Here is a 24,829-nt window from a genome sequence, read left to right on the forward strand (position 1 = left end):
GCGGGCCGGCGGGGGGGGGGGGCCTCCGGAAAACATCCTTTGCTGGCGGAGGGGCGGCCCCCCCGCCCCCCCCCCCCCCCCGGGGGGGGGGGGGGCCCCCCCCCCCCCCCCCCACCACGCGTTTGCGTGACCCCCGCGACCTCCGGTGTGTGGGCCTCAGCACACTCTCCCGCCGCAGGTCAACGGCAAGTTGACGGCCCTTCCAACCCCGTGGTGGACTGCCGGAGCCATATACGGCGGCAAGGGAGGAAGCCGGTGCGAGTCCGGCGCGGTCCCGCCACTGTCACCGGGGTAGATAGCCCCGGGAGCCAGGAACTCCCACCGCCGGTCTCGTCGAACCAGGGCGCGGAAACCCTGAGTGAGGACATATCGCCATGCGCGGCTGCCTGTTGAGACCCGACGCCCGACGTCTGCCCGTCCCCACGGCCGGCTGAGCGCGATGCGTGCCGGTCGCGTCTTCGCGTACGGCGCCGCCGCCGGACTCCTCGGTGACCATCTCCTCGGCGATCCGCGCCGCGGGCATCCGGTCGCCGGCTTCGGGCGGGCCGCGGCTGCCGTGGAGAAGGTGTTGTGGCGGGACCACCGCGGGTGGGGCGCGCTGCACACCGCCGTGTGCGCCGGAGGCGCCGTGGCGCTCGGTGCGGTGGCGCAGTCCCGTCTGCGTCCCTCCCGTGCCGCCTCCGTCGCGCTGACCGCCGCCGCCACCTGGGCCGTGGTCGGCGGGACTTCACTCGCGCACGAGGCCCGGTCCGTCGGCGAGGCCCTGGAGGCCGGGGACGTGGAGGCCGCGCGGGCGCGGCTGCCGCATCTGTGCGGGCGCGATCCGCAGGCGCTCGACGCCGACGGGATCGCCCGGGCCGTCGTCGAGTCCGTGGCGGAGAACACCTCCGACGCGGTGGTGGGGGCGCTGGTGTGGGGCGCGGCCTGCGGGGTGCCGGGGCTGCTCGGGTTCCGGGCCGTCAACACCCTTGACGCCATGGTCGGGCACAGGTCGGCCAAGTACCGGCGGTACGGGTGGGCTTCGGCCCGGCTGGACGACGTCGCCGGGTGGCCGGGGGCGCGGCTGACCGCCGTGCTGGCGACGGCCGCCGGGGACGATCCCCGCGGGGCGGTGCGTGCATGGCGTGCCGACGCAGGCAGGCACCCGAGCCCCAACGCCGGTCCCGTGGAGGCCTCGTTCGCGGGAGCGCTCGGAGTGCGCCTCGGCGGAACCCTGTCGTACGGCGGGCGGGTCGAGCATCGGCCGGTCCTGAATCGGGAAGGCCGCCCGGTCGCCGTCTCCGACATCGAACGGGCCGTTCGGCTCTCCCGGCGCGTCGGCCTGCTCGCGCTCGGTGTCAGTGCCGCCGCCCGCCTCGTGGTGAAGGGACGTACGTCATGAGCGGTGGTGGGCTTCTCGTCGCCGGTACCACCTCCGACGCCGGCAAGAGTGTCGTGACCGCCGGGATCTGCCGCTGGCTGGTGCGGCAGGGCGTCAAGGTCGCGCCCTTCAAGGCGCAGAACATGTCGCTGAACTCGTTCGTGACGCGCGGGGGTGCCGAGATCGGGCGGGCGCAGGCCATGCAGGCGCAGGCGTGCCGGGTCGAGCCGACCGCGCTCATGAACCCCGTGCTGCTGAAGCCGGGCGGTGAGCAGAGCAGTCAGGTCGTGCTGATGGGCAGGCCGGTGGGCGAGCTCAGTGCGCGCGGGTACCACGGCGGGCGGCAACAGCAACTGCTCGGGACCGTTCTCGACTGCCTCGCCGAGTTGCGGGGCACGTATGACGCGGTGATCTGCGAGGGGGCCGGCAGCCCCGCCGAAATCAACCTGCGGCGTACCGACATCGTGAACATGGGGATCGCGCGCAACGCCCGGCTCCCCGTGCTGGTCGTCGGCGACATCGACCGCGGCGGCGTCTTCGCGTCCTTCTTCGGGACCGTCGCGCTGCTCTCGCCCGAGGACCAGGAGCTCGTCGCCGGGTTCCTCGTCAACAAGTTCCGGGGCGACGTGAGTCTGCTGGAGCCCGGGCTCGACATGCTGCACGGGCTCACCGGGCGGCGGACGTACGGCGTGCTGCCCTTCCGGCACGGCCTCGGGATCGACGAGGAGGACGGGCTGCGCGTCTCGCTGCGCGGGACCGTACGGGAGTCGAACACCGCCCCGCCGGTCGGTGCGGACGTGCTGCGGGTCGCGGTGTGCGCCCTCCCGCTGATGTCCAACTTCACCGACGTGGACGCGCTGGCCGCCGAACCCGGCGTCGTGGTGCGGTTCGTGGACCGGCCGGAGGAACTGGCCGACGCCGACCTGGTGGTGGTCCCGGGCACGCGCGGGACCGTGCGTGCCCTGGAGTGGCTGCGGAAGCGGGGTCTGGCCGACGCGCTGGAGCGCAGGGCCGCCGAACAGCGGCCCATCCTCGGCATCTGCGGCGGCTTCCAGGTCCTCGGCGAGCACATCGAGGACGAGGTCGAGTCGCGGGCCGGCGCGGTCCAGGGGCTCGGAGTCCTGCCCGTGCGCGTGCGGTTCGCCCGCGAGAAGACCCTGACCCGTCCGGCCGGGGAAGCCCTCGGCGAGCACGTCGAGGGGTACGAGATCCATCACGGTGTCGCCTCCGTCGAGGGCGGTGAGCCCTTCATCTGCGATGACCGAGGACACAGCCTGGACGGCTGCCGGGTCGGCGGGACCTGGGGCACGCACTGGCACGGTTCGCTGGAGTCGGACGGGTTCCGGCGGGCCTTCCTGCGCGAGGTGGCGGCCGCCGCGGGCCGCCGGTTCGTGCCGGCCGCCGACACCTCGTTCGCCGCGCTGCGCGAGGAGCAGCTCGACCGGCTCGGCGACCTGATCGAACAGCACGCGGACACCGACGCGCTGTGGCGGCTCATCGAGTCCGGCGCGCCGCAAGGACTGCCTTTCATTCCACCGGGAGCACCCGCATGAGCACAGTGTTGTTGTTGTCGACCGCCGACACGGATCTGCTGGCCGCGCGGGCCGCGTCCGGTGCCACGTACCGGATCGGCAACCCCACCCGGGTGGATGTGGCCGAAGAGCTGCCCGGTCTCCTCGCGGGCGCCGACATCGCCGTCGTACGGCTGCTCGGCGGTAAGCGGGCCTGGGAGGACGGTCTCGCCGCGCTGAAGGAGTCCGGCGTGCCGACCGTGCTGCTGGGCGGGGAGGCCGTCCCTGACGCGGAGTTGATGGCCGAGTCGTCCGTGCCCGCCGGTGTGGTGGCGGAGGCGCTGAGGTACCTCGTCGAGGGCGGGCCCGTCAACCTCACCGAACTCGCCCGGTTCCTCTCCGACACCGTGCTGCTGACGGGCGAGGGGTTCGTCGAGCCGCAGAAGATGCCCGAGTACGGCGTCCACGGCGAGCGTCCGCACGCCGAAGGACGGCCGACGGTCGGAGTGCTGTTCTACCGGGCGCACCAGCTGAGCGGCAACACCGCCTTCGTGGACACCCTGTGCGACGCGATCGAGGCGCGTGGTGTCAACGCCCTTCCCGTGTACTGCGGTTCGCTGCGCGGCGCGGACGCGGGCCTGTACGAGCTGCTGGCGAAGGCCGACGCCCTGGTCGCCACCGTCCTCGCCGCCGGCGGCACCCACGCCTCGCAGGCGTCGGCGGGCGGCGACGAGGAGGCGTGGGACATCGGGGCGCTCGCCGACCTCGACGTCCCGGTGCTGCAGGGGCTCTGCCTCACCTCGTCGCGGGCCGCCTGGGAGGCGTCCGACGCCGCCCTCTCCCCCATGGACGCGGCGATGCAGGTCGCGATCCCGGAGTTCGACGGCCGGCTCGTCACCGTTCCGTTCTCCTTCAAGGAGCAGGGCCCCGACGACGTGCCCGTGTACGTGGCCGACCCGGAGCGGGCCGCGCGGGTCGCCGGGATCGCCGTCCGGCACGCGGAGTTGAGGCATCGGCCGAACGCCGGGAAGAAGCTCGCGCTCGTCTTCACCGCCTACCCGACCAAGCACTCCCGGGTCGGCAACGCGGTCGGCCTGGACACGCCGGCGTCGGCGGTGCGCGTGCTGGACGCGCTCAAGGCGGCGGGGTACGGCGTCACCGGATACCCCGACAACGGCGACGAGTTGATCCACCGGCTCATCGAGGCGGGCGGTCACGACGTCGAGTGGCTGACCGAGGACCAGCTCGCTTCGGCGCCCGCGCGCGTGCCCCTCGCCGACTACCAAGCGTGGTTCGACCAGCTCGACCCCGGGCTGAGAGACGCGATGACCGAGGCGTGGGGCGAGCCGCCGGGCTCGCTGTACGTCGACGGGGAGGACATCGTGCTCGCCTCCCTCCAGTTCGGGAACGTCGTCGTGATGATCCAGCCGCCGCGCGGCTTCGGCGAGAACCCGATCGCGATCTACCACGACCCCGACATGCCGCCCTCGCATCACTACATGGCGGCCTACCGCTGGCTGGAGGCTGCTCCGTCGGAGGGTGGCTTCGGCGCCGACGCCGTCGTCCACATGGGCAAGCACGGCACGATGGAGTGGCTGCCCGGCAAGGGACTCGGACTCGGCCGCGGCTGCGCGCCGGACGCCGTGCTCGGCGAACTGCCCCTGATCTACCCCTTCATCGTCAACGACCCCGGTGAGGGCACCCAGGCCAAGCGGCGCGGGCACGCCACGGTCGTCGACCACCTCGTACCGCCGATGGCGCGCGCCGACACCTACGGCGACCTGGCCAAGCTGGAGCAGCTGCTCGACGAGTACGCGCTCGTCTCCGACCTGGACCCGACGAAGGCCCCGGCGGTGCGCGCGCAGATCTGGACGCTGGTCAAGGCGGCCGAACTCCACCACGACCTGCACGTGGACGAGCAGCCGGACGACGGCGAGTTCGACTCGTTCGTCATGCACATCGACGGTTATCTGTGCGAGATCAAGGACGTGCAGATCCGCGACGGCCTGCACATCCTGGGCGGCGGCCCGGTCGGCGAGCCGCGCGTGAACCTCGTGCTCGCCGTGCTGCGCGCCTCGCAGGTGTGGGGCGGGCGGGCGAACGCGCTGCCGGGGCTCAGGGCTTCGCTGGCCGCCCATTTCGGGCTGGTGGAGAAGGAGTTGCTGGCCGAGCCGGGTGCGCCGGTGAAGGCGCCGGTGGAGCTCACGGACGTCGTCGAGGGGCCGTCCCGTTCGGCCGCCGACGCCATCGACCTGCTGGAGCAGCTGTGCCGGCGGTTCGCGGAGGGGATGGAGGAGCGGGAGTGGGCCGTCGCCGCGGTTCCTGCCCTCGTCCGTGACGTCCTCGGCACCGAACTCCCGGACGCGGTCGCGGTACTGGAGTTCGCCTGCACCGAGGTCGTGCCGCGGCTCGCCCGCACCACCGACGAGATCGGCCACATCCTCAAGGCGCTCGACGGCGGTTACGTACCCGCAGGGCCGTCCGGCTCCCCCACCCGCGGTCTGGTCAACGTCCTGCCGACCGGCCGCAACTTCTACTCGGTCGACCCCAAGGCCATCCCGTCCAGGCTGAGTTGGGAGGTCGGGCAGTCGCTCGCCGACTCCCTCGTGCAGCGGTACCTGGACGACACCGGCGAGTACCCGAAGTCCGTCGGACTGACGGTCTGGGGCACGTCCGCGATGCGCACCCAGGGCGACGACATCGCCGAGATCCTGGCGCTGCTGGGCTGCCGGCCGGTGTGGGACGAGGCCTCGCGCCGGGTGACCGGCTTCGAGATCGTCCCGCTGAAGGAGCTCGGGCGCCCCCGCATCGACGTCACGGTCCGTATCTCCGGCTTCTTCCGGGACGCCTTCCCGCACGTCGTCGGGCTGATCGACGACGCGGTGCGCAAGGTGGCCGAGCTGGACGAGCCGGCCGATGGCAACTTCGTGAAGGCGCACGCCGACCAGGACACCGCCGAGCACGGCGACCGGCGGCGCGCGACGGCCCGCATCTTCGGCTCCAAGCCGGGCGCGTACGGTGCCGGGCTGCTGCCCCTGATCGACGCCCGCAACTGGCGCTCCGACGCCGACCTCGCCGAGGTCTACGCGGTGTGGGGCGGTTACGCCTACGGGCGCGGGCTCGACGGTCGGGCCGCGCGCGGGGACATGGAGACCGCGTTCCGGCGGATCGCGGTCGCCGCCAAGAACGTCGACACCCGCGAGCACGACCTCGTCGACGCCGACGACTACTTCCAGTACCACGGCGGCATGGTCGCCATGGTGCGCCATCTGACGGGCGAGAGCCCCGAGGCGTACGTCGGCGACTCCGCCACCCCCGACCAGGTCAAGACCCGCACGCTGGGCGAGGAGACGCACCGCGTCTTCCGGGCGCGCGTGGTCAACCCCCGCTGGATGGCGGCGATGCGGCGGCACGGGTACAAGGGCGCCTTCGAGATGGCGGCGACCGTCGACTACCTCTTCGGGTACGACGCGACGGCCGGGGTCGTCGACGACTGGATGTACGAGAAGCTCAGCGCCGAGTACGTGTTCGCCCCGGAGAACCAGGAGTTCATGAAGAAGTCCAACCCGTGGGCGCTGCGCGGGATCACCGAACGGCTGCTGGAGGCCGCGGACCGGGGGCTGTGGGCCGAGCCGGACGCGGAGACGCTGGAGCGGCTGCGCGCCACTTATCTGGAGCTGGAAGGCGACTTGGAGGGCGACCAGTGACCACCCCGTTCCCCTTTACGGCCGTCGTGGGCCAGGACGACCTGCGGCTCGCACTGCTGCTGAACGCCGTCTCCCCGGCGGTCGGCGGCGTGCTGGTGCGCGGCGAGAAGGGCACCGCCAAGTCGACGGCCGTGCGCGCCCTTTCGGCCCTCATGCCGCATCTCGACGTGGTGTCCGGGTGCCGGTTCTCCTGCGACCCCGCCGCCCCCGACCCGGCGTGCCCGGACGGTCCGCACGAGCCGGGGGCGTTCGAGACCCGCCCGGCGCGGATGGTCGAACTCCCGGTCGGCGCCTCGGAGGACCGCCTGGTCGGCGCCCTGGACATCGAGCGGGCGCTGGCGGAGGGCGTGAAGGCCTTCGAGCCGGGCCTGCTCGCCGACGCGCACCGCGGCATCCTCTACGTCGACGAGGTCAACCTCCTCCACGACCACCTGGTCGACCTGCTGCTGGACGCCGCAGCGATGGGCGCCTCGTACGTCGAGCGCGAGGGCGTCTCCGTGCGGCACGCCGCCCGCTTCCTGCTCGTCGGCACCATGAACCCCGAAGAGGGCGAGCTGCGGCCGCAGTTGCTCGACCGGTTCGGGCTGACCGTCGAGGTCGCGGCCTCGCGGGAGCCGGACCAGCGCGTCGAGGTGGTACGGCGCAGGCTCGCCTACGACGACGATCCGGCCCGTTTCGCGGCCCGTTGGGCCGACGAGGAGGCTTCGGTACGCCGACGCATCGTCGCGGCGCGGGAGTTGCTGCCGTCGGTGCGGCTCGGTGACGGGGCGCTGCGGCAGATCGCGGCGACCTGCGCGGCCTTCGAGGTGGACGGCATGCGCGCCGACATCGTGATGGCCCGTACGGCCACCGCGCTCGCGGCCTGGGACGGGCGCACCGAGGTGCTCGCCGAGGACGTACGGCAGGCGGCGCTGCTCGCGCTGCCGCACCGGCGCCGCCGCAACCCCTTCGACGCGCCGGGCCTGGACGAGGACAAGCTGGACGAGACGCTGGAGGAGTTCTCCGGCGAGGACGATCCCGACCCCGATGACGGTGGTCCTGGTGGCGGGGGCGGCGGTCAGCCGTCGCCGGACGACGGTCCGCAGGACGGTGACGCGGGTGCGCGGCCCGAGGCCGGGGAGGGCGGCGAGCCGCAGCCGTCCGGGGCGGGTTCGGGCGAGCAGTCCGCCGTACGCGCCGCCGAGCCCTTCCGCACCAAGGTGCTGAGCGTTCCCGGGATCGGGGAGGGCGCCGCGGGGCGGCGTTCGCGGGCGCGGACCGAGCACGGGCGGACGACGGGGGCCAGGCGGCCCCGGGGCGCCCTCACCAAGCTGCACCTGGCGGCCACCGTGCAGGCCGCGGCGCCGCACCAGCGGGCGCGCGGACGCTCCGGGCGCGGGCTGGTCGTACGCCGGGACGATCTGCGGCAGGCGACCCGCGAGGGGCGCGAGGGCAACCTCGTGCTGTTCGTGGTGGACGCCTCCGGGTCGATGGCGGCGCGGCAGCGGATGAGCGCCGTGAAGGGCGCCGTGCTGTCGCTGCTGCTGGACGCGTACCAGCGGCGGGACAAGGTGGGCCTGGTGACGTTCCGGGGGTCGGCCGCCGATGTGGCGCTGCCTCCGACCTCGTCCGTGGACGCCGCGGCCGCCCGGCTGGAGTCGCTGCCGACGGGTGGACGGACGCCGCTCGCGGCCGGGCTGCTCAAGGCGCACGACGTGCTGCGGGTGGAACGGCTGAGGGATCCGGCCCGCCGGGCGCTGGTCGTCCTCGTGACCGACGGACGGGCCACGGGCGGACCGGAGCCGGTCGTGCTCGCGGGGCGGGCGGCTCGGCTGTTCGCCGCCGACGGCGTCGCGTCGGTGGTCGTGGACTGCGAGTCGGGGCCGGTGCGGCTGGGGCTCGCCGGCCAGGTCGCCGGTGAGCTCGGCGGCACGGCGGTGACGCTGGACGAGCTGCGGGCGGACTCGATCGCCGGGCTCGTGAAGGACGTACAGAGGAGGGCCGCGTAATGCCGCAGGGACAGCCGAGTGTCGTGCCGGACGACGGGCTGACGACCCGTCAGCGCCGTAACCGGCCGCTGGTGGTCGTGCACACCGGGATCGGGAAGGGCAAGTCCACCGCCGCCTTCGGGCTCGCGCTGCGGGCCTGGAACCAGGGCTGGCCGATCGGGGTGTTCCAGTTCGTGAAGTCGGCCAAGTGGAAGGTCGGCGAGGAGCGGGCGCTGCGGGTGCTCGGGGACTCCGGCGAGGGCGGCTCCGTCGCCTGGCACAAGATGGGCGAGGGCTGGTCCTGGGTCCAGCGGGACATCCAGGGTGACAACTCGACCAACGAGGAGAAGGCCCGGGAGGGCTGGGAGCAGGTCAAGCGGGACCTCGCCGCCGAGACGTACCAGCTGTACGTGCTCGACGAGTTCGCGTACCCGATGCACTGGGGCTGGGTCGACACGGACGAGGTGGTCGACGTGCTGCGCAACCGGCCCGGGACCCAGCACGTCGTGATCACCGGACGGAACGCGCCCGACAAGCTCGTCGGCTTCGCCGACCTCGTGACCGACATGACCAAGGTCAAGCACCCCATGGACGCGGGCCAGAAGGGCCAGAGGGGCATCGAGTGGTGAGTGCCGTGCCCCGGCTGGTCGTCGCCGCGCCCTCCTCGGGCAGCGGCAAGACCACCGTCGCCACGGGGCTGATGGCCGCGTTCGCCGCGCGGGGGCTCACCGTGTCCCCGCACAAGGTCGGGCCGGACTACATCGACCCCGGGTATCACGCGCTCGCCACCGGGCGGACCGGGCGGAACCTCGACGCGTACCTGTGCGGCCCCAAGCTGGTCGGGCCGCTGTTCGCGCACGGTGCGCGCGGGTGCGACGTCGCCGTCGTCGAGGGCGTGATGGGGATGTTCGACGGCGCGGCGGGGGAAGGTGAACTGGCCTCCACCGCCCATGTCGCCAAGCTGCTGCGGGCACCCGTCGTGCTCGTCGTGGACGCGTCCTCGCAGTCGCGGTCGGTCGCGGCGCTCGTCCACGGGTTCGCCTCGTGGGACCCCGAGGTGCGGGTCGGCGGCGTGATCCTCAACAAGGTGGCGTCCGACCGGCACGAGGCGCTGCTGCGGGAGGCGCTGGACCAGGCGGGGGTGCCCGTGCTCGGCGCACTGCGGCGGGCGCCCCAAGTGGACACGCCCTCGCGGCATTTGGGGCTGGTGCCGGTGGCCGAACGGCAGCCGGCGGCCGTGGACGCGGTGGCGGCCATGGCGACGCAGGTGGAGGCAGGGTGCGATCTGGAGGAGTTGCTACGGCTCGCGCGGAGTGCGGGTGCGTTGTCGTGCAGCCCGTGGGAACCACCCCCGGCCACCGTGGAGAAGCGTGAGGTGGTCGCCGTCGCCGGCGGGAGCGCCTTCACGTTCTCCTATGCCGAGCATGCCGAGCTGCTGACCGCCGCCGGTGCCGAGGTCGTCGTCTTCGATCCGCTGCGGGACGAGCAACTGCCGGACGAGACGCGCGGGTTGGTCATCGGGGGCGGGTTCCCCGAGGTGTACGCCGCCGAGCTGTCCGCGAACGAACCCCTGCGCAAAGCCGTCGCGAGCCTCGCAGGGACCGGCGCTCCCGTCGCCGCCGAGTGCGCCGGGCTGCTGTACCTGTGCCGGGAGCTGGACGGGCTGCCCATGTGCGGGGTGATCGGCGCGAGCGCCCGGATGTCGGAGCGGCTCACTCTCGGGTACCGGGACGCGGTCGCCGTCGGCGACAGTGCGCTGGCGCCCGCCGGGACCCGGATGCGGGGGCACGAGTTCCACCGGACGGTGGTCGAGCCGGGGGCGGGGGCTGCTCCCGCCTGGGGTGTGCGCACCCCTGAGCGGCGGCTCGAAGGTTTCGTACAACAAGGTGTGCACGCGAGTTATCTGCACACGCACTGGGCGTCCGAGCCCGGTGTCGCCCGTCGGTTCGTGGAGAGGTGCCGGACGTCATGAGCAGCAGCAGGCTGATCGGAGTCGGGGTGGGCCCGGGCGATCCCGAGCTGGTGACCGTCAAGGGGGTCAACGCCCTGCGGGCCGCCGGCGTCGTCGTCGTACCGGTCATGGCCGGGCCTGACGGCGAGGACGGCGGCGAGCGCGGGCGGGCCGAGGCCACCGTCCTGCACTACGTGCCCGAGGAGAAGGTCGTCCGGGTGGTGTTCGCGCTCAACGAGCGCAGCGACCACGCCCGCCGCGAGGCGGCCTGGGACGCGGCCGGCGCGCGGGTCGCCGAGCTGCTCAGGGAGCGCGGCACCGTCGCGTTCGCCACCATCGGCGACCCCAACGTGTACTCGACCTTCACCTACCTCGCGCACACCATCGCCGGGCTGGTGCCGGGGACCGTGGTGGAGACCGTGCCCGGGATCACCGCCATGCAGGATCTGGCGGCGCGGTCCGGGGCCGTCCTCACCGAGGGCACCGAGCCGCTCACCCTGGTGCCCGTGACCGCCGGGGCGGCCGTGCTGAAGGACGCCCTGGCCGGGCCCGGCACCGTCGTGGCCTACAAGTTCGGCCGGCAGGCCGCCGAGGTCGCCGAGGCGCTGCGCGAGACCGGGCGGCTCGACGACGCCGTGTGGGGCTCCGCGCTGGGCCTGGAGACCGAGTCGATCCGGCCGGCCGCGGAACTCGACGGCGCCCCGCTGCCGTACCTCTCCACGCTCATCGCGCCCGCGCGGCGCGACGGCGGGCGGGGCGGCAAGTTGTGACACCCCGCGAAGGGGGCTGCGGGCCCGGCTCAGCCGGCGAGGCCCACCACCAGCCAGATGAACAGCACGCCCGCGATCGTGCACAGCAGTGTCGAGCGGGCGGGGTGTTCATGGTGCGCCTCGGGCAGGATCTCGGCCGCGGCGAGATAGAGCAGTACGCCGCCGAAGAGGCCGAGATAGCCGCCGAGCAGGCCCTCGGGGATGGTGACGAACGCCGTCGACGCGGCGCCCACGACGGGTGCCGCCGCGTCCGCGAACAGCATGGTCAGCGCCTTGCGGCGGGCGTTCCCGTACAGGCTCGTGATCGTGTACGTGTTGAAGCCGTCCGCGAAGTCGTGGGCGACCACGGCCAGCGCGACCGCCGTGCCCATGCCGTTGCCGACCTGGAAGGCCGCGCCGATCGCCACACCGTCCATGGCGCTGTGACCGACCATCGCCGCGGCCGCCGTGAGACCCACCTCCGGCACCCGGCCGTTGCTCTCCTCGCCGCCGTGCGAGGCCTGGCGGGCGGCCAGCAGCCGCTCCACCAGATGGGCCAGGAGGAAGCCGGCCACGAACAGGAGCAGGGCCGCCGGCACGCCGAAGACCTCGCCGCCGGCCGCCTTCAGGGCCTCCGGCAGCAGATCCAGGCCGACGACACCGAGCATCAGTCCGCCGGCCAGTCCGAGGACCAGATGGCGGCGGTCGGTCACACGCTGTGCCGTCCAGCCGCCGGCCAGCGTCATCAGGAACGCGCCGAGCGCGACGAAGACCGCCATGGGGCTTTGTTATCCGATCAACGGCCGTTCGCGCACATCGTGCGGCCCCGCCGGCACACCTTGTAAGACCTTTTGCCCAGAGAGGACCGATTTTCATGGCCGATGCCCCCACCGGCAAGGTGACCTTCGTCGGTGCCGGCCCCGGCGCCGCCGACCTGCTGACGTTCCGTGCCGCGCGCGCCATAGCCGAGGCCGACGTGGTGATCTGGGCCGCGAGCCTGGTGCAGGCGGAGGTCCTCGAGCACGCGCGTGAGGACGCGGAGATCCTCGACTCGGCGACGATGTCGCTGGAGGACGTCGTCGCCGTCTACGAACGGGCCCGGGCCGAGGGGCTGCGGGTGGCCCGGGTCCACTCCGGCGACCCCGCCCTGTGGGGCGGCACGCAGGAGCAGCTCGACCGCTGTGCGCAAATCGGCGTGGAGACCGAGGTCGTGCCCGGCGTCTCCGCCTTCTCCGCCGTCGCGGCGCTCGCACGGCGCGAGCTGACCATCCCGGAGGTCGCGCAGTCGGTCGTCCTCACCCGGCTCGGCGGCGGCAAGACGCCGATGCCCCCCGGGGAGGAGGTGCGGGAGTTCGCCAAGCACGGCACCACCATGGCGATCTTCCTGTCGGCCGCCCGCAGCGGGCAGTTGGTGCGGGAGCTGCTGGAGGGCGGCTACCCGACGTCCACGCCGGTCGTCGTCGCCTACCAGGCGACCTGGCCGGAGGAGCTGATCGTGAAGTGCACCATCGGGACGCTGGAGGAGACGGTCAAGGAGCACAAGCTCTGGAAGCACACGCTCTTCCTGGTCGGCCCGGCGCTGGACGCCGAGGGCACCCGCTCGCACCTGTACCACCCCGGCCACTTCCACGGCTATCGCAAGGCCGACCCCCAGGCCCGCAGGGCCCTGCGTGAGCGCGGGGCGAGTACGTGATCACGGTCGTCGGCACCGGGACGGGCACGCCGCCTCCACCCGACGCGCTGGCGCAGGCCGAGCTCGTCGTGGGCGGGCACCGGCACCTGGACGCCGTACGGCTGCCCGCGGGCGCCGAGCGGATCGTGCTCGGGCCGCTGGCTCCCGCCCTGGACGCCATCGAGGAGTACGTCGCCAAGGACCGGCGCGTGGTCGTGCTGGCCTCCGGGGACCCGGGGTTCTTCGGGATCGTGCGGGCGCTGGCCGAGCGGTTCGGCGCGCGGCGTCTGGACGTCCGGCCGGGTGTCTCCTCCGTCGCCGCCGCCTTCGCGCGGCTGGGGCTGGCCTGGGACGACGCGGTCGTCGTCAGCGCGCACGGGCGGGATCGGCGGACGGCCGTCAACGTGTGCCGCGCGCACCCGAAGACCGCCGTGCTCACCGGGCCCGGTGCCGGTCCCGCGGAACTGGGCGCCGCGCTCGCCCGCACCGCGCCAGGCCGGGTCCTCGTCGTCGCCTCCGCGCTGGGCTCCGCCGAGGAGCGCCTGGAGCGGGTCTCCCCCGCCGAGGCCGCGGGCCGCGACTGGGGTACGGCGGTCAGTGTCGTCCTGTGCCTGGACGAGACCGGGGCGCTCGGTCCCGTGCGCACGCTCGCGGGGGCGGCCCGGCCTGACGGATGGGCGCTGGACGAGGACGGCTTCGCGCACCGCGACTCGATGATCACCAAGTTCGAGGTGCGGGCCCTGGCGCTGGCCCGGCTCGGACCGCGCCCCGGCGACCTGGTCTGGGACGTCGGCTCCGGCTCGGGTTCGGTCGCCGTGGAGTGCGCGCGGCTCGGCGCCGCGGTCAGCGCGGTCGAGAAGGCCGCGGACGGGGTGGAGCGGATCCGCGCCAACGCCGGTGCGCACGGCGTCGACGTGCACGTGGTGCACGGTGAGGCACCCGCCGCGCTGTACGGACTCGACGCCCCCGACGCGGTGTTCGTCGGGGGCGGCGGGCGCGAGCTGCCCGGCATCGTCGCCGAGTGCGCCCGGCGGGCCCGGCGGGCGGTCGTGGTCGCCATGGCCGCGCTGGACCGGGTGCCCGCGGTGCGCGCCGCGCTGACCGGCGCCGGGTTCGGCTGCGACGGGGTGCTGCTCCAGTCGTCCCGGCTCGCGCCGCTGCCCGGGGACGTGACCCGGCTGGCGGCGGCCAATCCCGTTTTCCTGCTGTGGGGCGTGCGGCCGCACGCCGTTGCTGACGAAGGAGTTGCCCTGTGATCGGCCTCATTTCCGCCACCGCGGCGGGGGCGGCGGCGCGCGACCGGCTGGCCGCGGCCTGGCCGGACCGCACGCGCGTGTACGAGGGTCCCGTGGGGGACGCCGTACGGGCCGCGTTCGCCGAGTGCGAGCAGCTCGTGTGCTTCCTCGCGACCGGTGCCGTCGTCCGGCTCGTGGCACCGCTGCTGGGCGACAAGGCGACCGACCCCGGTGTGGTGTGCGTCGACGAGGGCGGGCGGTTCGCCGTGTCGCTGGTCGGCGGGCACGGGGGCGGTGCGAACGAACTCGCCGGGCAGGTGGGAGAGTTGCTGGGTGCCGTGCCCGTGGTGACCACGGCGACCGACGCCGTCGGCATCCCCGGCCTGGACACCCTGGGGCTGCCCGTGGAGGGCGACGTCGCCGGAGTGACGCGGGCCCTGCTGGACGGCGAGCCGGTCGCGCTGGACGCCGACGTGCCGTGGCCGCTGCCGCCGCTGCCGTTCGCCGGGCAGGGCACGCACACCGTCCGGCTGACGGACCGTGCGGACCGGCCGGCCGGCGGTGAGGTGCTGCTCCGTCCGCCGTCCCTCGTCGTCGGTGTCGGCGCCTCCAGGGGCGCCCCGGCGGACGAGGTGCTCGAACTGGTCGAGGCCGCGCTGCGGGACGCGGGGCTGTCCCCCCTCAGCGTCGCCGCCCTCGCCACCGTGGACGCCAAGCGCGACGAACCCGGCATCGTGACGGCGGCCGCACGGCTCGGGGTGCCCGTCGTGACGTACCCGGCCGAGCAGCTGGCGAAGGTGGAGGTCCCCAACCCCTCCGACGCCCCGCTCGGCGCCGTGGGCACCCCGTCGGTCGCCGAGGCCGCCGCGCTCGTATGCGGCGGTGAACTCCTCGTCCCCAAGCGGAAGTCGGCGCGCGCGGACGGGCATGCGTCGATGGCGACCTGTGCCGTCGTACGGCGTCCCGCGCGCGGGCGGCTCGCGGTGGTCGGGCTCGGTCCCGGCGCCCGCGACCTGCTCACCCCGCGCGCCACGGCCGAACTGCGGCGCGCCTCCGTGCTCGTGGGCCTCGACCAGTACGTCGACCAGATCCGCGATCTGCTGCGGCCCGGCACCCGCATCCTGGAGTCGGGGCTCGGCGCCGAGGAGGAGCGGGCGCGGACCGCGGTGGCCGAGGCCCGTCGCGGACAGGCGGTCGCGCTGATCGGCAGCGGGGACGCAGGCGTGTACGCCATGGCCTCCCCCGCGCTCGCCGAGGCCTCCGACGACATCGACGTGATCGGCGTACCCGGCGTCACCGCCGCGCTGGCGGCCGGGGCGATCCTGGGCGCGCCGCTCGGACACGACCACGTGTCCATCAGCCTCTCCGACCTGCACACCCCCTGGGAGGTCATCGAGCGGCGGGTGCGCGCGGCGGCCGAGGCGGACATCGTGGTCACGTTCTACAACCCCCGTTCCCGGGGCCGCGACTGGCAGCTGCCGAAGGCGCTCGCGATCCTCGCCGGGCACCGGGAGCCCGCCACGCCGGTCGGGGTCGTGCGCAACGCCTCGCGACCGGACGAATCCAGCCGCCTGACGACGCTGGCCTCCCTGGACCCGGCGACGGTCGACATGATGACGGTCGTGACCGTCGGCAACACGGCGACCCGAGAGATCGCGGGGCGCATGGTGACGCCGCGCGGCTACCGCTGGCAGGCTCCGTCCGTCAGTGGCTCCGCCACGGGCATCGAGGAGGGCGCCCGGTGAACCGCGTGGTCCATCCGATCGAGGAGGAGTCGTACCGGCGGCTCCGCGCCCGCCTGGACACCTCGCACTTCCCGCCGCTGACGCGCGCGGTGGTGGAGCGGGTGATCCACTCCGCCGCCGACCTCGAGTACGCGAGCGATCTCGTCCTGGACGAGGGCGAGTTGGCGAAGGCGCACGCCGCGCTGCACGGCGGTGCGCCCGTCGTCGTCGACGTGGCGATGGTCGGCGCGGGCATCACCCGGCGCGAGACCGTCTGCCGTCTCGGGGACGCCGTGGCCGGTCCGGGCCTGACCCGCTCGGCACACGCGATACGGCTGGCCTACGAGCAGGTCGGCCCGGGCGCCCTCTGGGTGATCGGCAACGCGCCGACCGCCCTGGAGGAGCTGCTCGCCCTGGACGCCGCTCCGGCGCTCGTCATCGGTCTGCCCGTCGGCTTCGTCGGCGCGGTCGAGTCCAAGGCCGCGTTGCGCGAGAGCGGGCTGCCCGCCGTGAGCAACGTGTCCGAGAAGGGCGGGTCGGCCGTGGCCGCCGCCGCGCTCAACGCCCTGCTGTACCACCCTGTTTCACACTCCGAGGAGCCATCGTGACCACCCCTCCGCCCGCCCTGCTCATCGCCGGCCACGGCACCCGGGACGACGCCGGAGCCGAGGCGTTCCGCGCCTTCGTACGGCAGTTGGGAGAGCGCCATCCCCAACTGCCCGTCGCGGGCGGCTTCATCGAGCTCTCCCCGCCGCCGCTGGGCGAGGCGGTGACCGAGCTGGTGCAGCGGGGGGTGCGGCGGTTCGCGGCCGTACCGCTGATGCTGGTGTCCGCCGGACACGCCAAGGGCGACATCCCGGCGGCCCTGTCCCGCGAGAAGGAGCGGCACCCGGGGCTCTCGTACACCTACGGACGCCCGCTCGGCCCGCACCCCAAGATCCTTTCGGTCCTGGAGCGCCGCCTCGACGAGGCGCTCGGCGGCGGCACGCGCGAGGACCGCGCCGACGTGACCGTGCTGCTGGTCGGGCGGGGCTCCACCGACCCCGACGCCAACGCCGAGGTGCACAAGGCGGCGCGGCTGCTGTGGGAGGGCCGCGGCTACGCGGGTGTGGAGACGGCGTTCGTGTCGCTCGCGGCGCCGGACGTGCCGAGCGGCCTGGACCGGTGCGCCAGGCTCGGCGCACGGCGGATCGTCGTCCTGCCGTACTTCCTGTTCACCGGCATCCTGCCGGACCGGGTGCGCCGGCAGACCGAGGACTGGGCGGCCGCGAACCCTCGGACCGAGGTGCGCTCGGCGGGCGTCATCGGTCCCGAGCCGGAGCTGCTCGACCTGGTGATGGAGCGCTACGAGGAGGCCGTGCGGGGCGATCTGCGGATGAACTGCGACTCGTGCGTGTACCGCATCGCGCTGCCGGGCTTCGAGGACAAGGTCGGGTTGCCGCAGCAGCCGCACTTCCACCCGGACGACGACGGTCACCACCACCACGGACACCACGGCGGACACGCCCATGCACACTGACCGCGAGCACGATCTGCGCCATCACGGGGACGCCGAGATGCGGGACGACGGTTCGGCACTCGTCGACCTGGCCGTCAACGTCCGCACCGGCACTCCTCCGGCATGGCTGCGCGAGCGCGTCGCCGGTGCGCTCGGCTCGCTCGCGGCCTACCCGGACGGGCGGGCCGCACGGGCGGCGGTGGCGGCGCGGCACGGGCTGCCCGTGGACCGGGTGCTGCTGACGGCGGGTGCGGCCGAGGCCTTCGTGCTCCTGGCCCGGGCCCTGAAGGTCCGCAGACCGGTCGTGGTGCACCCCCAGTTCACGGAGCCGGAGGCGGCGCTGCGGGACGCGGGCCACTCGGTGGACCGGGTGCTGCTGCGCGAGGAGCACGGCTTCCGCCTGGACCCGGCGGCGATCCCCGAGGACGCGGACCTGGTGGTGATCGGCAACCCGACCAATCCGACGTCCGTCCTGCACCCGGCCTCGGTGGTCGCCGAACTCGCCCGCCCGGGGCGGACGTTGGTCGTCGACGAGGCGTTCATGGACGCGGTGCCCGGCGAGCGGGAGGCGCTCGCCGGCCGGACGGACGTACCGGGCCTGGTGGTCCTGCGCAGCCTCACCAAGACCTGGGGGCTGGCGGGACTCCGGATCGGCTACGTTCTCGCCGCCCCGGAGACGATCACCGCCCTGGAGCGCGCCCAGCCCCTGTGGCCGGTGTCCACGCCCGCGCTGGCCGCCGCCGAGGCCTGCATGGGGCCGCAGGCCCTCGCCGAGGCGGGGCACGCGGCCCACCGCATCGCCGCGGACCGCGCCCATCTCGTGGCCGGACTCAGCGAGTTCGCCTCGGACGGACTGCGGCTGGTGGAACCGGCCGAGGGCCCCTTCGTCCTCGTACGGCTGCCCCGGGCGACAGCCGTACGGCGGCATCTGCGCGATCTGGGCTTCGCGGTGCGGCGCGGGGACACCTTCCCCGGGCTCGGCGAGGAGTGGCTGCGGCTGGCGGTGCGGGACCGGGCGACGGTCAACTCCTTCCTGCAGGCGCTCGACCGGGCCCTGACCCTGGCCTCGCATCCCTGAACCGCGGCGCCCGTACCGCCCGTACCGCTCCTTCGGCCGGCGGATCAGCCGCGGCCGCGGCGGGCCAGCGCCACCGCCCCGCCGCCGGCCACGACGAGGGCGAGCGCCCCGCCCGCGATGTACGGCGTCATGGAGTTGCCGCCGGTCTCGGCGAGGCCGGACCCTTCGCCGCCCTGCGGCTTGGTGTCACCGGCGGGGGCGGACGGCGCGGGCGACTGCGGCGCCGCCGCGGCCGGCGCCTCGCAGGTCGCCTTCGCCAGCGTCAGGGTGCCCTCGACCTCGGCCACGTTGAGCTTCAACGGGTTGACGGAGACCTTGAGTTCGAGCGCGGTGGCCGCCGCCGTACGCGACGTGGTCTCCCGCTTCGACAGGTCGAGCCGGACCTCGCCGACGCCGGGCACCTTGACGTCCGTCGTGCCGCCGGTCGTCAGGGTCACCTTCTTGCCCAGGACGCTCACCGAGCCGAGCAGGTTCGAGGTGGCGACGGGCGTCTTCCCGGCCGCGCAGGTCGCCTCGGAGGTGACCTTCTCGATCTCGATGAGGGACAGCAACGGCAGGCCGGGGACATGGACGCCGGCGTGCGCGAGGTTGGTGTAGCCCTCGGCCCGGCCGGAGGAGACGGTCGCCCTCGCCGAAGCGGCCTGCGCGGCCAGCACGTTGAAGGGCTTGCCGCCGTCGACGCCGTTCAGCGTGGCGGACAGCGCGGTCTTCTCGGCGCTCCGCGGCGCCTCGACCTGGTTGAGCGAGACGGCGAGCGGGACGTTCACGGTCTTGTTGAGCAGCGACACGTCGAGGCCGGTGCGCAGGACCACGGCGCTCGCGTGCCCCTGGTCGCCGGTCGCGTGCGCGGTGCCCGCGCCGGCCAGGACCGCGGGACCGGCGGCGAGGGCCGTCGCCGTCGCGACGGCCGCGAGACGGCGTACGGGCAGGCGGAAGTTCTTGCCGTTCAAGGTGGGGACCCCTCAGTGGAGACTTGCTCGGGACCCGCCAAGAATTACGCACCACGAGTGAACTGGCGGCATTCCGGCGCCACTTCACCCCATCGTGCGTTCCCCGTGAAAATTTTCGATTCGCGCGGCACAGGCGTTCCACTCTTTCACCGCCGCACCGCCTCTTGCGGGCGTACGACGGCCGGCGCACCGGCGCACGGACGGCGTGCGCCCCGTCAACCGGCCGTGTCGACCGGCCGTGTCGACCAGGTGCCCACTACGCGAAGGGCCGCCCGTTCACCACTACCCGCCGAGGGGCGGCGAGTACACGTACGTCGGCCCGCGGATCGTGCTCGTAGACGACGAGGTCGGCCGGCGCCCCCTCGTCCAGTCCGGGCCTGCCGAGCCACCGCCGCGCGCCCCAGGTCGTCGCCGACAGCGCCTCGATCGGCGGGATGCCCGCGGTGACCAGCTCCGCCACCTCGCCCGCGACCAGGCCGTGGGCGAGGTGACCGCCGGCGTCGGTGCCGACGTACACCGGGATCCCGGCGTCGTAGGCGTTGCGCACGGTGTCGTAGCGGCGCTCGTACAGCCGCCGCATATGGGCCGACCACTGCGGGAACCTGGCCTCGCCGCCGTCCGCGAGCTCCGGGAAGGTGGCGATGTTGACGAGGGTCGGGACGATCGCGACGCCGCGCTCGGCGAAGAGCGGGATCAGCTCGTCGGTGAGGCCGGTCGCGTGCTCGATGCAGTCGATGCCCGCCTCGACCAGGTCCTTCAGGGAGTTCTCGGCGAAGCAGTGCGCGGTGACGCGGGCGTTCAGGCGGTGGGCCTCGGCGATGGCCGCCTCGACCGCGTCCCGCGGCCAGCTGGGGGACAGATCGCCGACCTCGCGGTCGATCCAGTCGCCGACCAGCTTCACCCAGCCGTCGCCGCGGCGGGCCTCCTGGGCGACGTACGCGACCAGGTCCTGCGGCTCGATCTCCCAGGCGTAGCCCCGGATGTAGCGGCGGGTGCGGGCGATGTGCCGGCCGGCCCGGACGATCTTCGGCAGGTCCTCGCGGTCGTCCACCCAGCGGGTGTCCGAGGGCGAGCCGGCGTCCCGGATGAGCAGCGTGCCCGCGTCCCGGTCGGTCAGCGCCTGCTTCTCGGCGACGTCCTGCTCGACCGGGCCGTGCGGGCCGAGACCGACGTGGCAGTGGGCGTCGACGAGGCCGGGCAGCACCCAGCCCTCGACGGTGCGGACGTCGCGGCCACCCGCGGGGCGGTCGTAGGAGATCCGCCCGCCGACCACCCACAGCTCGTCCCGGACGTCGTCGGGCCCGGCCAGGATCCGGCCCTTCACGTGCAGCACAGCGCGATCGCTCATGCCTGCACCCTAATGACCCGGCCGGGGCCCGTCGCGAAAGGCCCTAGCCGTCCTTGCCCACCTGGTCCGACGTCTCCTCCTCGACGTCCGCCATCGCCGGGTCGAGGAGCCGGGAGAGGAAGTGGCGGGTGCGGTCGTGGCGGGGGTCGCCGATGACCTGGGCGGGGGCGCCGTCCTCGACGATCACGCCGCCGTCCATGAAGACGACCCGGTCGGCGACCTCACGCGCGAAGGTCATCTCATGGGTGACGACCATCATCGTCATGCCCTCGCGCGCGAGCATGCGCATCACCGCGAGCACGTCCCCGACCAGCTCCGGGTCGAGCGCCGACGTCGGCTCGTCGAACAGCATCACCTCGGGTCCCATCGACAGCGAGCGGGCGATCGCCACCCGCTGCTGCTGGCCGCCGGAGAGGGAGGCGGGATAGGCGTCCGCCTTCTCCGACAGGCCCACCCGCTCCAGGTTCTCGGCGGCCACCCGCGCGGCCTCCGCCTTGCCCCGCCTGAGCACCCGGCGCTGCGGCAGCGTGAGGTTCTCGGTCACCGTCAGGTGCGGGAAGAGGTTGAACTGCTGGAAGACCATGCCGATACGGCGGCGTACGGCGTCGATGTCGACGTCCGGGTCGGTGAGTTCGGTGCCGCCGACGAAGACCTGGCCCTTGGTCGGCTCCTCCAGGAGGTTCACACAGCGCAGCAGCGTCGACTTGCCGGAGCCGGACGGGCCGATGACGCACACCACCTCGCCCCGGCCGATCTCCAGGTCGATGCCGCGCAGCACCTCGTTGTCGCCGAACGACTTGTGCAGGCCGCGTACTTCGATCTCCGGGCCCGCACCGAGCGGCTTCTCGCTCATTTCACGGCCTCCTGGGCCTTGGCCTCCATGCGTCGTACGACGAAGCCGAGCGGGATGGTCACCAGCAGGTAGCACAGGCCGGCGACCAGGATCGGCGTGGAGTTGGCGGTCGTGCTGGCCAGGTCCCGCCCGTACTTGGACAGTTCGCGCTCCTCCAGGGTGACGCCGAGGAACAGCACCAGCGAGGAGTCCTTGAAGAGCAGGACGAGTTCGTTGGTCAGCGGCGGCAGGATGATGCGGAACGCCTGCGGGACGACGATCGAGATCATGGCGCGGGCGGGCGAGAAGCCCAGTGAACGGGCCGCCTCCAGCTGTCCCTTGGGCACCGCCTGGATGCCCGCCCGGATCGTCTCGGCCATGTAGGCGGCGGCGACCAGGCCGAGTGCGAGGGCGACCTTGCCGTACGTGCCGCCGACGATCTCCGTGCCGGGGAAGGCCAGCGGCACCGCGACCCCGATGAAGATGAAGATCAGCAGGGCGGGCAGGCCGCGGAAGATCTCGATGTAGATGCCCGCCAGCCAGCGGTAGGGGCCCACCGACGACAGCCGCATCAGCGCGATCAGCATGCCGAGCGCCAGTCCGACGACGAAGCCGGACAGCGTATACAGCACGGTGTTCTTCAGCGCCAGCGTGATGACGTCGGGGAACATCTGCTTGGCGATGCTGCCCTGCGCGAACTGGTTCTTGAGCCGTCCCCAGTCGGCCGAGACCGCGAAGGCGATCACGGCCGCGACGAAGACGACGTACTGCACGCCGCGCGACAGACTGCGCTTCTGCCGCCGTGTCAGGCCCTTTTTCCTCGGCTGGAGCCGTACGTCCGTATCGGTCATGAGGTCAGGATGCGGACGGAGAGGCGGCGGAGGTGTCGTACGGGCCGATCCACTTCTCGTACAGCTTCTTGTAGGTGCCGTCGGCCTTGGCGTCCTTGATGGCCTTGTTGACGGCGGCGAGGAGCTTGGTGTTGCCCTTCTTCACCGTGAAGCCGTACTGCTCACCGGTGTTGATGTTGTCGGCGACCTTGTACGCGGCGTTGGCCTTGTCCTTCAGCCAGCCCTGGACCACCGGGTAGTCGATGACGACGGCCTTGACCTGGCCGGTGCGCAGGCCGTTGAGGACCGCGTCGGAGGACTCGAAGGAGACCGGGTCGAAGCCCTGCTTCTTCGCGTAGTCCTCGCCGGTGGTCTGCGCCTGGGCGCCGAGCTTGACCTTCTTGGCCTTCGCGTCGGCGAGCGAGGTGATGCCGCTGTCCTTGGCGACCATCAGGGCCTGGGTGGCGTCGAAGTACGGGTCGGAGAAGTCGACGTTCTTCTTGCGCTCGGCGGTGATCGTCATGCCGGCCGCGGCCAGGTCGCACTCGCCGGAGTTGAGGAATGCGCCGGTCTTGAAGTTCTCGAAGGGCGTGTCGAGGATCTGCTGCTTCACGCCGAGGTTCTTGGCGACGAGGTCGATCATCGACACGTCGAAGCCCTGCACCTTGCCGTTGATCTCCGACTGGAAGGGCGGGTACGGCAGGTGCGTGCACGTGGTGAGCTGTCCGGCCTTGACGAGTTCGACCCCGCCGGCGGCCGTCTTGCTCCCGCTGCCGCCGTTGCCGCTCGATGTGCAGGCGGCCACGAGCACCAGCCCGGCCGTCGCGGTGGTGGCGGCCAGAACGCGGGTCCGGCGCCCGGAGAAGATCTGCACGGGGTGCCTCCTGTGGGGGAACTGTGGGTTCCGATTATAAGGAGAGGTTTGAGCCTCTCAAACCAAACCCATGGTCGAGGGGCTGTCCGGCCTAGGAAGTCTCAAGTGCACGGAGGGATCAAAGTGGCGGATACATGCCGGATACCCTCGACGGAAGTCGACCACTCGTGAGCGAAGAGAGCACGCCGTGACCCACCCCTTCCTCGACCTGCCCCCGATGAGCGCCGCGCACTTCGCCTCGATCGAGGACCGCGTGGCGAAACTGCTCGCCACCGGGCAGGACGTCGTGATCATGCAGGGTGAGGCGCTGCTGCCGCTGGAGGGGGCGATCCGCGGGACCGCCGGGCCGGGGACGACCGCGCTGAACGTCGTCACGGGTCCGTACGGCCAGACCTTCGGCAACTGGCTGCGGGACTGCGGGGCGACCGTGATCGACCTGGCGGTGCCCTTCCACACGGCGGTGAGCGCCGACCGGATCCGGGAGGCCTGCGCCGAGCATCCGGGGATCGACTTCGTGTCGCTGGTGCACGCGGAGGCCGCGACCGGCAACACCAATCCGGTCGCGGAGATCGGGGAGGCCGTACGGGAGCAGGGGGCGCTGTTCTACCTGGACGCGGTGGCGTCGATCGGCGCGGAGCCGGTGCTCCCGGACGAGTGGGGCGTGGACCTGTGCGTCATCGGCGCGCAGAAGGCGATGGGCGGGCCCGCCGGCGTCTCGGCGGTGTCGGTGAGCGAGCGGGCGTGGGCGCGGATGGCCGCGAACCCCGGCGCGCCGCGCCGCTCCTACCTCTCCCTGCTGGACTGGAAGGAGCGCTGGATCGACGGCGGCCGCAAGGCGTTGCTGCACGCGCCGGCGCAGCTGGAGATGCTGGCGCTGCAGGCGTGCGTGGAGCGGATCGAGGCGGCCGGGATCGAGACGGTGATGGCCCGGCACGCGTCCGCCGCCGCGGCGGCGCGGGCGGGCGCCCTGGCCCTCGGCGGCGGGCTGGAGCCGTACGTCCACCAGGACCGGGAAGCGGCCCCGGTCGCCACGACGCTGCGGGCGCCGGCCGGGGTCGCCGCGTCGGAGCTGGTGGCACGGGCGCTGGAGTCCGACCCCGCGCTCCCGCTGGCCGCGGGCGGTGGCGCCCTGGCCGCGGAGATGATCCGCGTCAACCACTACGGCCCCGACGCCACGGTGGGCGCGGTCCAGGCGTCACTGGCGGCGCTGGGCGCCGCACTGGCGGAGAAGGGGCTGCCGGTGGACCTGGAAAAGGCGCGGCGCGCGGTCGAGAACTCCTGGCGACAGCCCTGAATTCGGCGCCATTAGTGATAATGTTTTCGAGGTTTATCGGGGGCAGCTCCCCGTATTCTTCTGCCCGCTTTTTTTCATCCTAAACGCAAAGATTCCGCGAACGCCAACGGGTGCATTTCGGGCGGATCTCGTGAGGATTAGACCTCTGTGACGCGTTACACACTGTGTCCGGTTCGCCCCTTATTCACCGCGCAAAATGGGCGTAATCGCCCGTCTTTTCGGGCGCGACTCGCGCTCGCGCGATAACAC

The 24,829-nt window shown here is 73.2% G+C and carries 20 protein-coding genes and 1 riboswitch; of the genes, 14 read left to right on the forward strand and 6 right to left on the reverse strand.

The window, feature by feature from the left end; all coding sequences use genetic code 11:
• Nucleotides 1–197: 197 nt before the first annotated feature.
• A riboswitch (cobalamin riboswitch) is annotated at nucleotides 198–338 on the forward strand.
• Between the two features lie 101 nt (nucleotides 339–439).
• Genes ACGFYN_RS24605 through cobI form a run of 7 tightly spaced genes read left to right on the forward strand, consistent with a single transcriptional unit; the run spans nucleotide 440 to nucleotide 11,266 of the window.
• A complete protein-coding gene (locus ACGFYN_RS24605) occupies nucleotides 440–1,381 on the forward strand; it encodes a cobalamin biosynthesis protein (RefSeq protein WP_393867994.1) in 942 nt (313 codons plus the stop codon).
• On the forward strand, nucleotides 1,378–2,913 hold the full coding sequence (locus tag ACGFYN_RS24610; protein WP_393867995.1) for a cobyric acid synthase: 1,536 nt from the start codon (nucleotides 1,378–1,380) through the stop codon (nucleotides 2,911–2,913). Before ACGFYN_RS24605 ends, ACGFYN_RS24610 begins: the two co-directional genes overlap by 4 nt.
• Nucleotides 2,910–6,578 carry a cobaltochelatase subunit CobN gene (cobN, locus tag ACGFYN_RS24615; RefSeq protein ID WP_393867996.1) on the forward strand — a complete coding sequence of 1,223 codons (3,669 nt, stop codon included), beginning with the start codon at nucleotides 2,910–2,912 and terminating at the stop codon, nucleotides 6,576–6,578. The genes ACGFYN_RS24610 and cobN overlap by 4 nt, the downstream gene beginning before the upstream one ends.
• Entirely contained in the window at nucleotides 6,575–8,566 is a 1,992-nt protein-coding gene (locus ACGFYN_RS24620; protein WP_393867997.1) for a putative cobaltochelatase, read from the forward strand. The genes cobN and ACGFYN_RS24620 overlap by 4 nt, the downstream gene beginning before the upstream one ends.
• Nucleotides 8,566–9,174, forward strand: coding sequence for a cob(I)yrinic acid a,c-diamide adenosyltransferase (gene cobO / locus ACGFYN_RS24625; protein ID WP_393867998.1), 609 nt, complete (start codon nucleotides 8,566–8,568; stop codon nucleotides 9,172–9,174). The genes ACGFYN_RS24620 and cobO overlap by 1 nt, the downstream gene beginning before the upstream one ends.
• Nucleotides 9,168–10,517: a cobyrinate a,c-diamide synthase gene (locus tag ACGFYN_RS24630; RefSeq protein ID WP_393867999.1), complete on the forward strand. Its 1,350-nt coding sequence runs from the start codon at nucleotides 9,168–9,170 to the stop codon at nucleotides 10,515–10,517. The genes cobO and ACGFYN_RS24630 overlap by 7 nt, the downstream gene beginning before the upstream one ends.
• The gene (gene cobI, locus ACGFYN_RS24635; protein ID WP_393868000.1) at nucleotides 10,514–11,266 is read left to right on the forward strand and encodes a precorrin-2 C(20)-methyltransferase; all 753 of its coding nucleotides are present in this window, start codon (nucleotides 10,514–10,516) and stop codon (nucleotides 11,264–11,266) included. The genes ACGFYN_RS24630 and cobI overlap by 4 nt, the downstream gene beginning before the upstream one ends.
• Before the next feature lie 29 nt (nucleotides 11,267–11,295).
• On the opposite strand, the gene ACGFYN_RS24640 is transcribed toward cobI, so the two are convergent.
• Nucleotides 11,296–12,024 carry a ZIP family metal transporter gene (locus ACGFYN_RS24640; RefSeq protein ID WP_393868001.1) on the reverse strand — a complete coding sequence of 243 codons (729 nt, stop codon included), beginning with the start codon at nucleotides 12,022–12,024 and terminating at the stop codon, nucleotides 11,296–11,298.
• Nucleotides 12,025–12,119: 95 nt separating this feature from the next.
• Here ACGFYN_RS24640 and cobM point away from each other — a divergent pair, with 95 nt between their 5' ends.
• Genes cobM through cobC form a run of 6 tightly spaced genes read left to right on the forward strand, consistent with a single transcriptional unit; the run spans nucleotide 12,120 to nucleotide 18,452 of the window.
• Complete coding sequence (cobM, locus tag ACGFYN_RS24645; RefSeq protein WP_393868002.1) at nucleotides 12,120–12,938, forward strand: precorrin-4 C(11)-methyltransferase; 819 nt, start codon at nucleotides 12,120–12,122, stop codon at nucleotides 12,936–12,938.
• A complete protein-coding gene (gene cbiE / locus ACGFYN_RS24650; protein ID WP_393868003.1) occupies nucleotides 12,935–14,173 on the forward strand; it encodes a precorrin-6y C5,15-methyltransferase (decarboxylating) subunit CbiE in 1,239 nt (412 codons plus the stop codon). Before cobM ends, cbiE begins: the two co-directional genes overlap by 4 nt.
• The gene (gene cobJ, locus ACGFYN_RS24655; RefSeq protein ID WP_393868004.1) at nucleotides 14,170–15,897 is read left to right on the forward strand and encodes a precorrin-3B C(17)-methyltransferase; all 1,728 of its coding nucleotides are present in this window, start codon (nucleotides 14,170–14,172) and stop codon (nucleotides 15,895–15,897) included. Before cbiE ends, cobJ begins: the two co-directional genes overlap by 4 nt.
• The gene (locus ACGFYN_RS24660; protein ID WP_393868005.1) at nucleotides 15,894–16,484 is read left to right on the forward strand and encodes a precorrin-8X methylmutase; all 591 of its coding nucleotides are present in this window, start codon (nucleotides 15,894–15,896) and stop codon (nucleotides 16,482–16,484) included. Before cobJ ends, ACGFYN_RS24660 begins: the two co-directional genes overlap by 4 nt.
• Complete coding sequence (locus ACGFYN_RS24665) at nucleotides 16,481–17,395, forward strand: sirohydrochlorin chelatase (RefSeq protein ID WP_393868006.1); 915 nt, start codon at nucleotides 16,481–16,483, stop codon at nucleotides 17,393–17,395. The genes ACGFYN_RS24660 and ACGFYN_RS24665 overlap by 4 nt, the downstream gene beginning before the upstream one ends.
• Nucleotides 17,385–18,452, forward strand: coding sequence for an Rv2231c family pyridoxal phosphate-dependent protein CobC (gene cobC / locus ACGFYN_RS24670; RefSeq protein ID WP_393868007.1), 1,068 nt, complete (start codon nucleotides 17,385–17,387; stop codon nucleotides 18,450–18,452). The genes ACGFYN_RS24665 and cobC overlap by 11 nt, the downstream gene beginning before the upstream one ends.
• A 44-nt stretch (nucleotides 18,453–18,496) precedes the next feature.
• Here cobC and ACGFYN_RS24675 read toward each other — a convergent pair whose 3' ends face one another.
• The 5 genes from ACGFYN_RS24675 to ACGFYN_RS24695 form a co-directional block, all read right to left on the reverse strand.
• Nucleotides 18,497–19,402: an SCO1860 family LAETG-anchored protein gene (locus ACGFYN_RS24675; RefSeq protein WP_393868008.1), complete on the reverse strand. Its 906-nt coding sequence runs from the start codon at nucleotides 19,400–19,402 to the stop codon at nucleotides 18,497–18,499.
• A 256-nt stretch (nucleotides 19,403–19,658) separates the two neighbouring features.
• The gene (locus ACGFYN_RS24680; RefSeq protein WP_393868009.1) at nucleotides 19,659–20,750 is read right to left on the reverse strand and encodes an amidohydrolase family protein; all 1,092 of its coding nucleotides are present in this window, start codon (nucleotides 20,748–20,750) and stop codon (nucleotides 19,659–19,661) included.
• Between the two features lie 43 nt (nucleotides 20,751–20,793).
• Complete coding sequence (locus ACGFYN_RS24685; RefSeq protein ID WP_393868010.1) at nucleotides 20,794–21,603, reverse strand: amino acid ABC transporter ATP-binding protein; 810 nt, start codon at nucleotides 21,601–21,603, stop codon at nucleotides 20,794–20,796.
• Nucleotides 21,600–22,433 carry an amino acid ABC transporter permease gene (locus ACGFYN_RS24690; protein ID WP_393868011.1) on the reverse strand — a complete coding sequence of 278 codons (834 nt, stop codon included), beginning with the start codon at nucleotides 22,431–22,433 and terminating at the stop codon, nucleotides 21,600–21,602. The genes ACGFYN_RS24685 and ACGFYN_RS24690 overlap by 4 nt, the downstream gene beginning before the upstream one ends.
• 4 nt (nucleotides 22,434–22,437) lie before the next feature.
• On the reverse strand, nucleotides 22,438–23,286 hold the full coding sequence (locus ACGFYN_RS24695) for a transporter substrate-binding domain-containing protein (protein WP_393868012.1): 849 nt from the start codon (nucleotides 23,284–23,286) through the stop codon (nucleotides 22,438–22,440).
• Nucleotides 23,287–23,473: 187 nt separating this feature from the next.
• Between ACGFYN_RS24695 and ACGFYN_RS24700 the strand changes: the two genes are divergently transcribed.
• Nucleotides 23,474–24,580 (forward strand): aminotransferase class V-fold PLP-dependent enzyme, encoded by a 1,107-nt coding sequence (locus tag ACGFYN_RS24700; RefSeq protein WP_393868013.1) that lies wholly within the window; start codon nucleotides 23,474–23,476, stop codon nucleotides 24,578–24,580.
• Nucleotides 24,581–24,829: the final 249 nt, after the last annotated feature.

Source organism: Streptomyces sp. NPDC048419, assembly GCF_043200415.1.
Lineage (GTDB): Bacteria > Actinomycetota > Actinomycetes > Streptomycetales > Streptomycetaceae > Streptomyces.

Excerpts from the sequence above, each read along its gene's own strand:
- ACGFYN_RS24605 (WP_393867994.1), top strand. The coding sequence starts at position 440 with ATGCGTGCCGGTCGCGTCTTCGCGTACGGCGCCGCCGCCGGACTCCTC.
- ACGFYN_RS24610 (WP_393867995.1), top strand. The coding sequence starts at position 1,378 with ATGAGCGGTGGTGGGCTTCTCGTCGCCGGTACCACCTCCGACGCCGGC.
- cobN (WP_393867996.1), top strand. The coding sequence starts at position 2,910 with ATGAGCACAGTGTTGTTGTTGTCGACCGCCGACACGGATCTGCTGGCC.
- cobO (WP_393867998.1), top strand. The coding sequence starts at position 8,566 with ATGCCGCAGGGACAGCCGAGTGTCGTGCCGGACGACGGGCTGACGACC.
- cobI (WP_393868000.1), top strand. The coding sequence starts at position 10,514 with ATGAGCAGCAGCAGGCTGATCGGAGTCGGGGTGGGCCCGGGCGATCCC.
- ACGFYN_RS24640 (WP_393868001.1), bottom strand. The coding sequence starts at position 12,024 with ATGGCGGTCTTCGTCGCGCTCGGCGCGTTCCTGATGACGCTGGCCGGC.
- cobM (WP_393868002.1), top strand. The coding sequence starts at position 12,120 with ATGGCCGATGCCCCCACCGGCAAGGTGACCTTCGTCGGTGCCGGCCCC.
- cobC (WP_393868007.1), top strand. The coding sequence starts at position 17,385 with ATGCACACTGACCGCGAGCACGATCTGCGCCATCACGGGGACGCCGAG.
- ACGFYN_RS24680 (WP_393868009.1), bottom strand. The coding sequence starts at position 20,750 with ATGAGCGATCGCGCTGTGCTGCACGTGAAGGGCCGGATCCTGGCCGGG.
- ACGFYN_RS24685 (WP_393868010.1), bottom strand. The coding sequence starts at position 21,603 with ATGAGCGAGAAGCCGCTCGGTGCGGGCCCGGAGATCGAAGTACGCGGC.
- ACGFYN_RS24690 (WP_393868011.1), bottom strand. The coding sequence starts at position 22,433 with ATGACCGATACGGACGTACGGCTCCAGCCGAGGAAAAAGGGCCTGACA.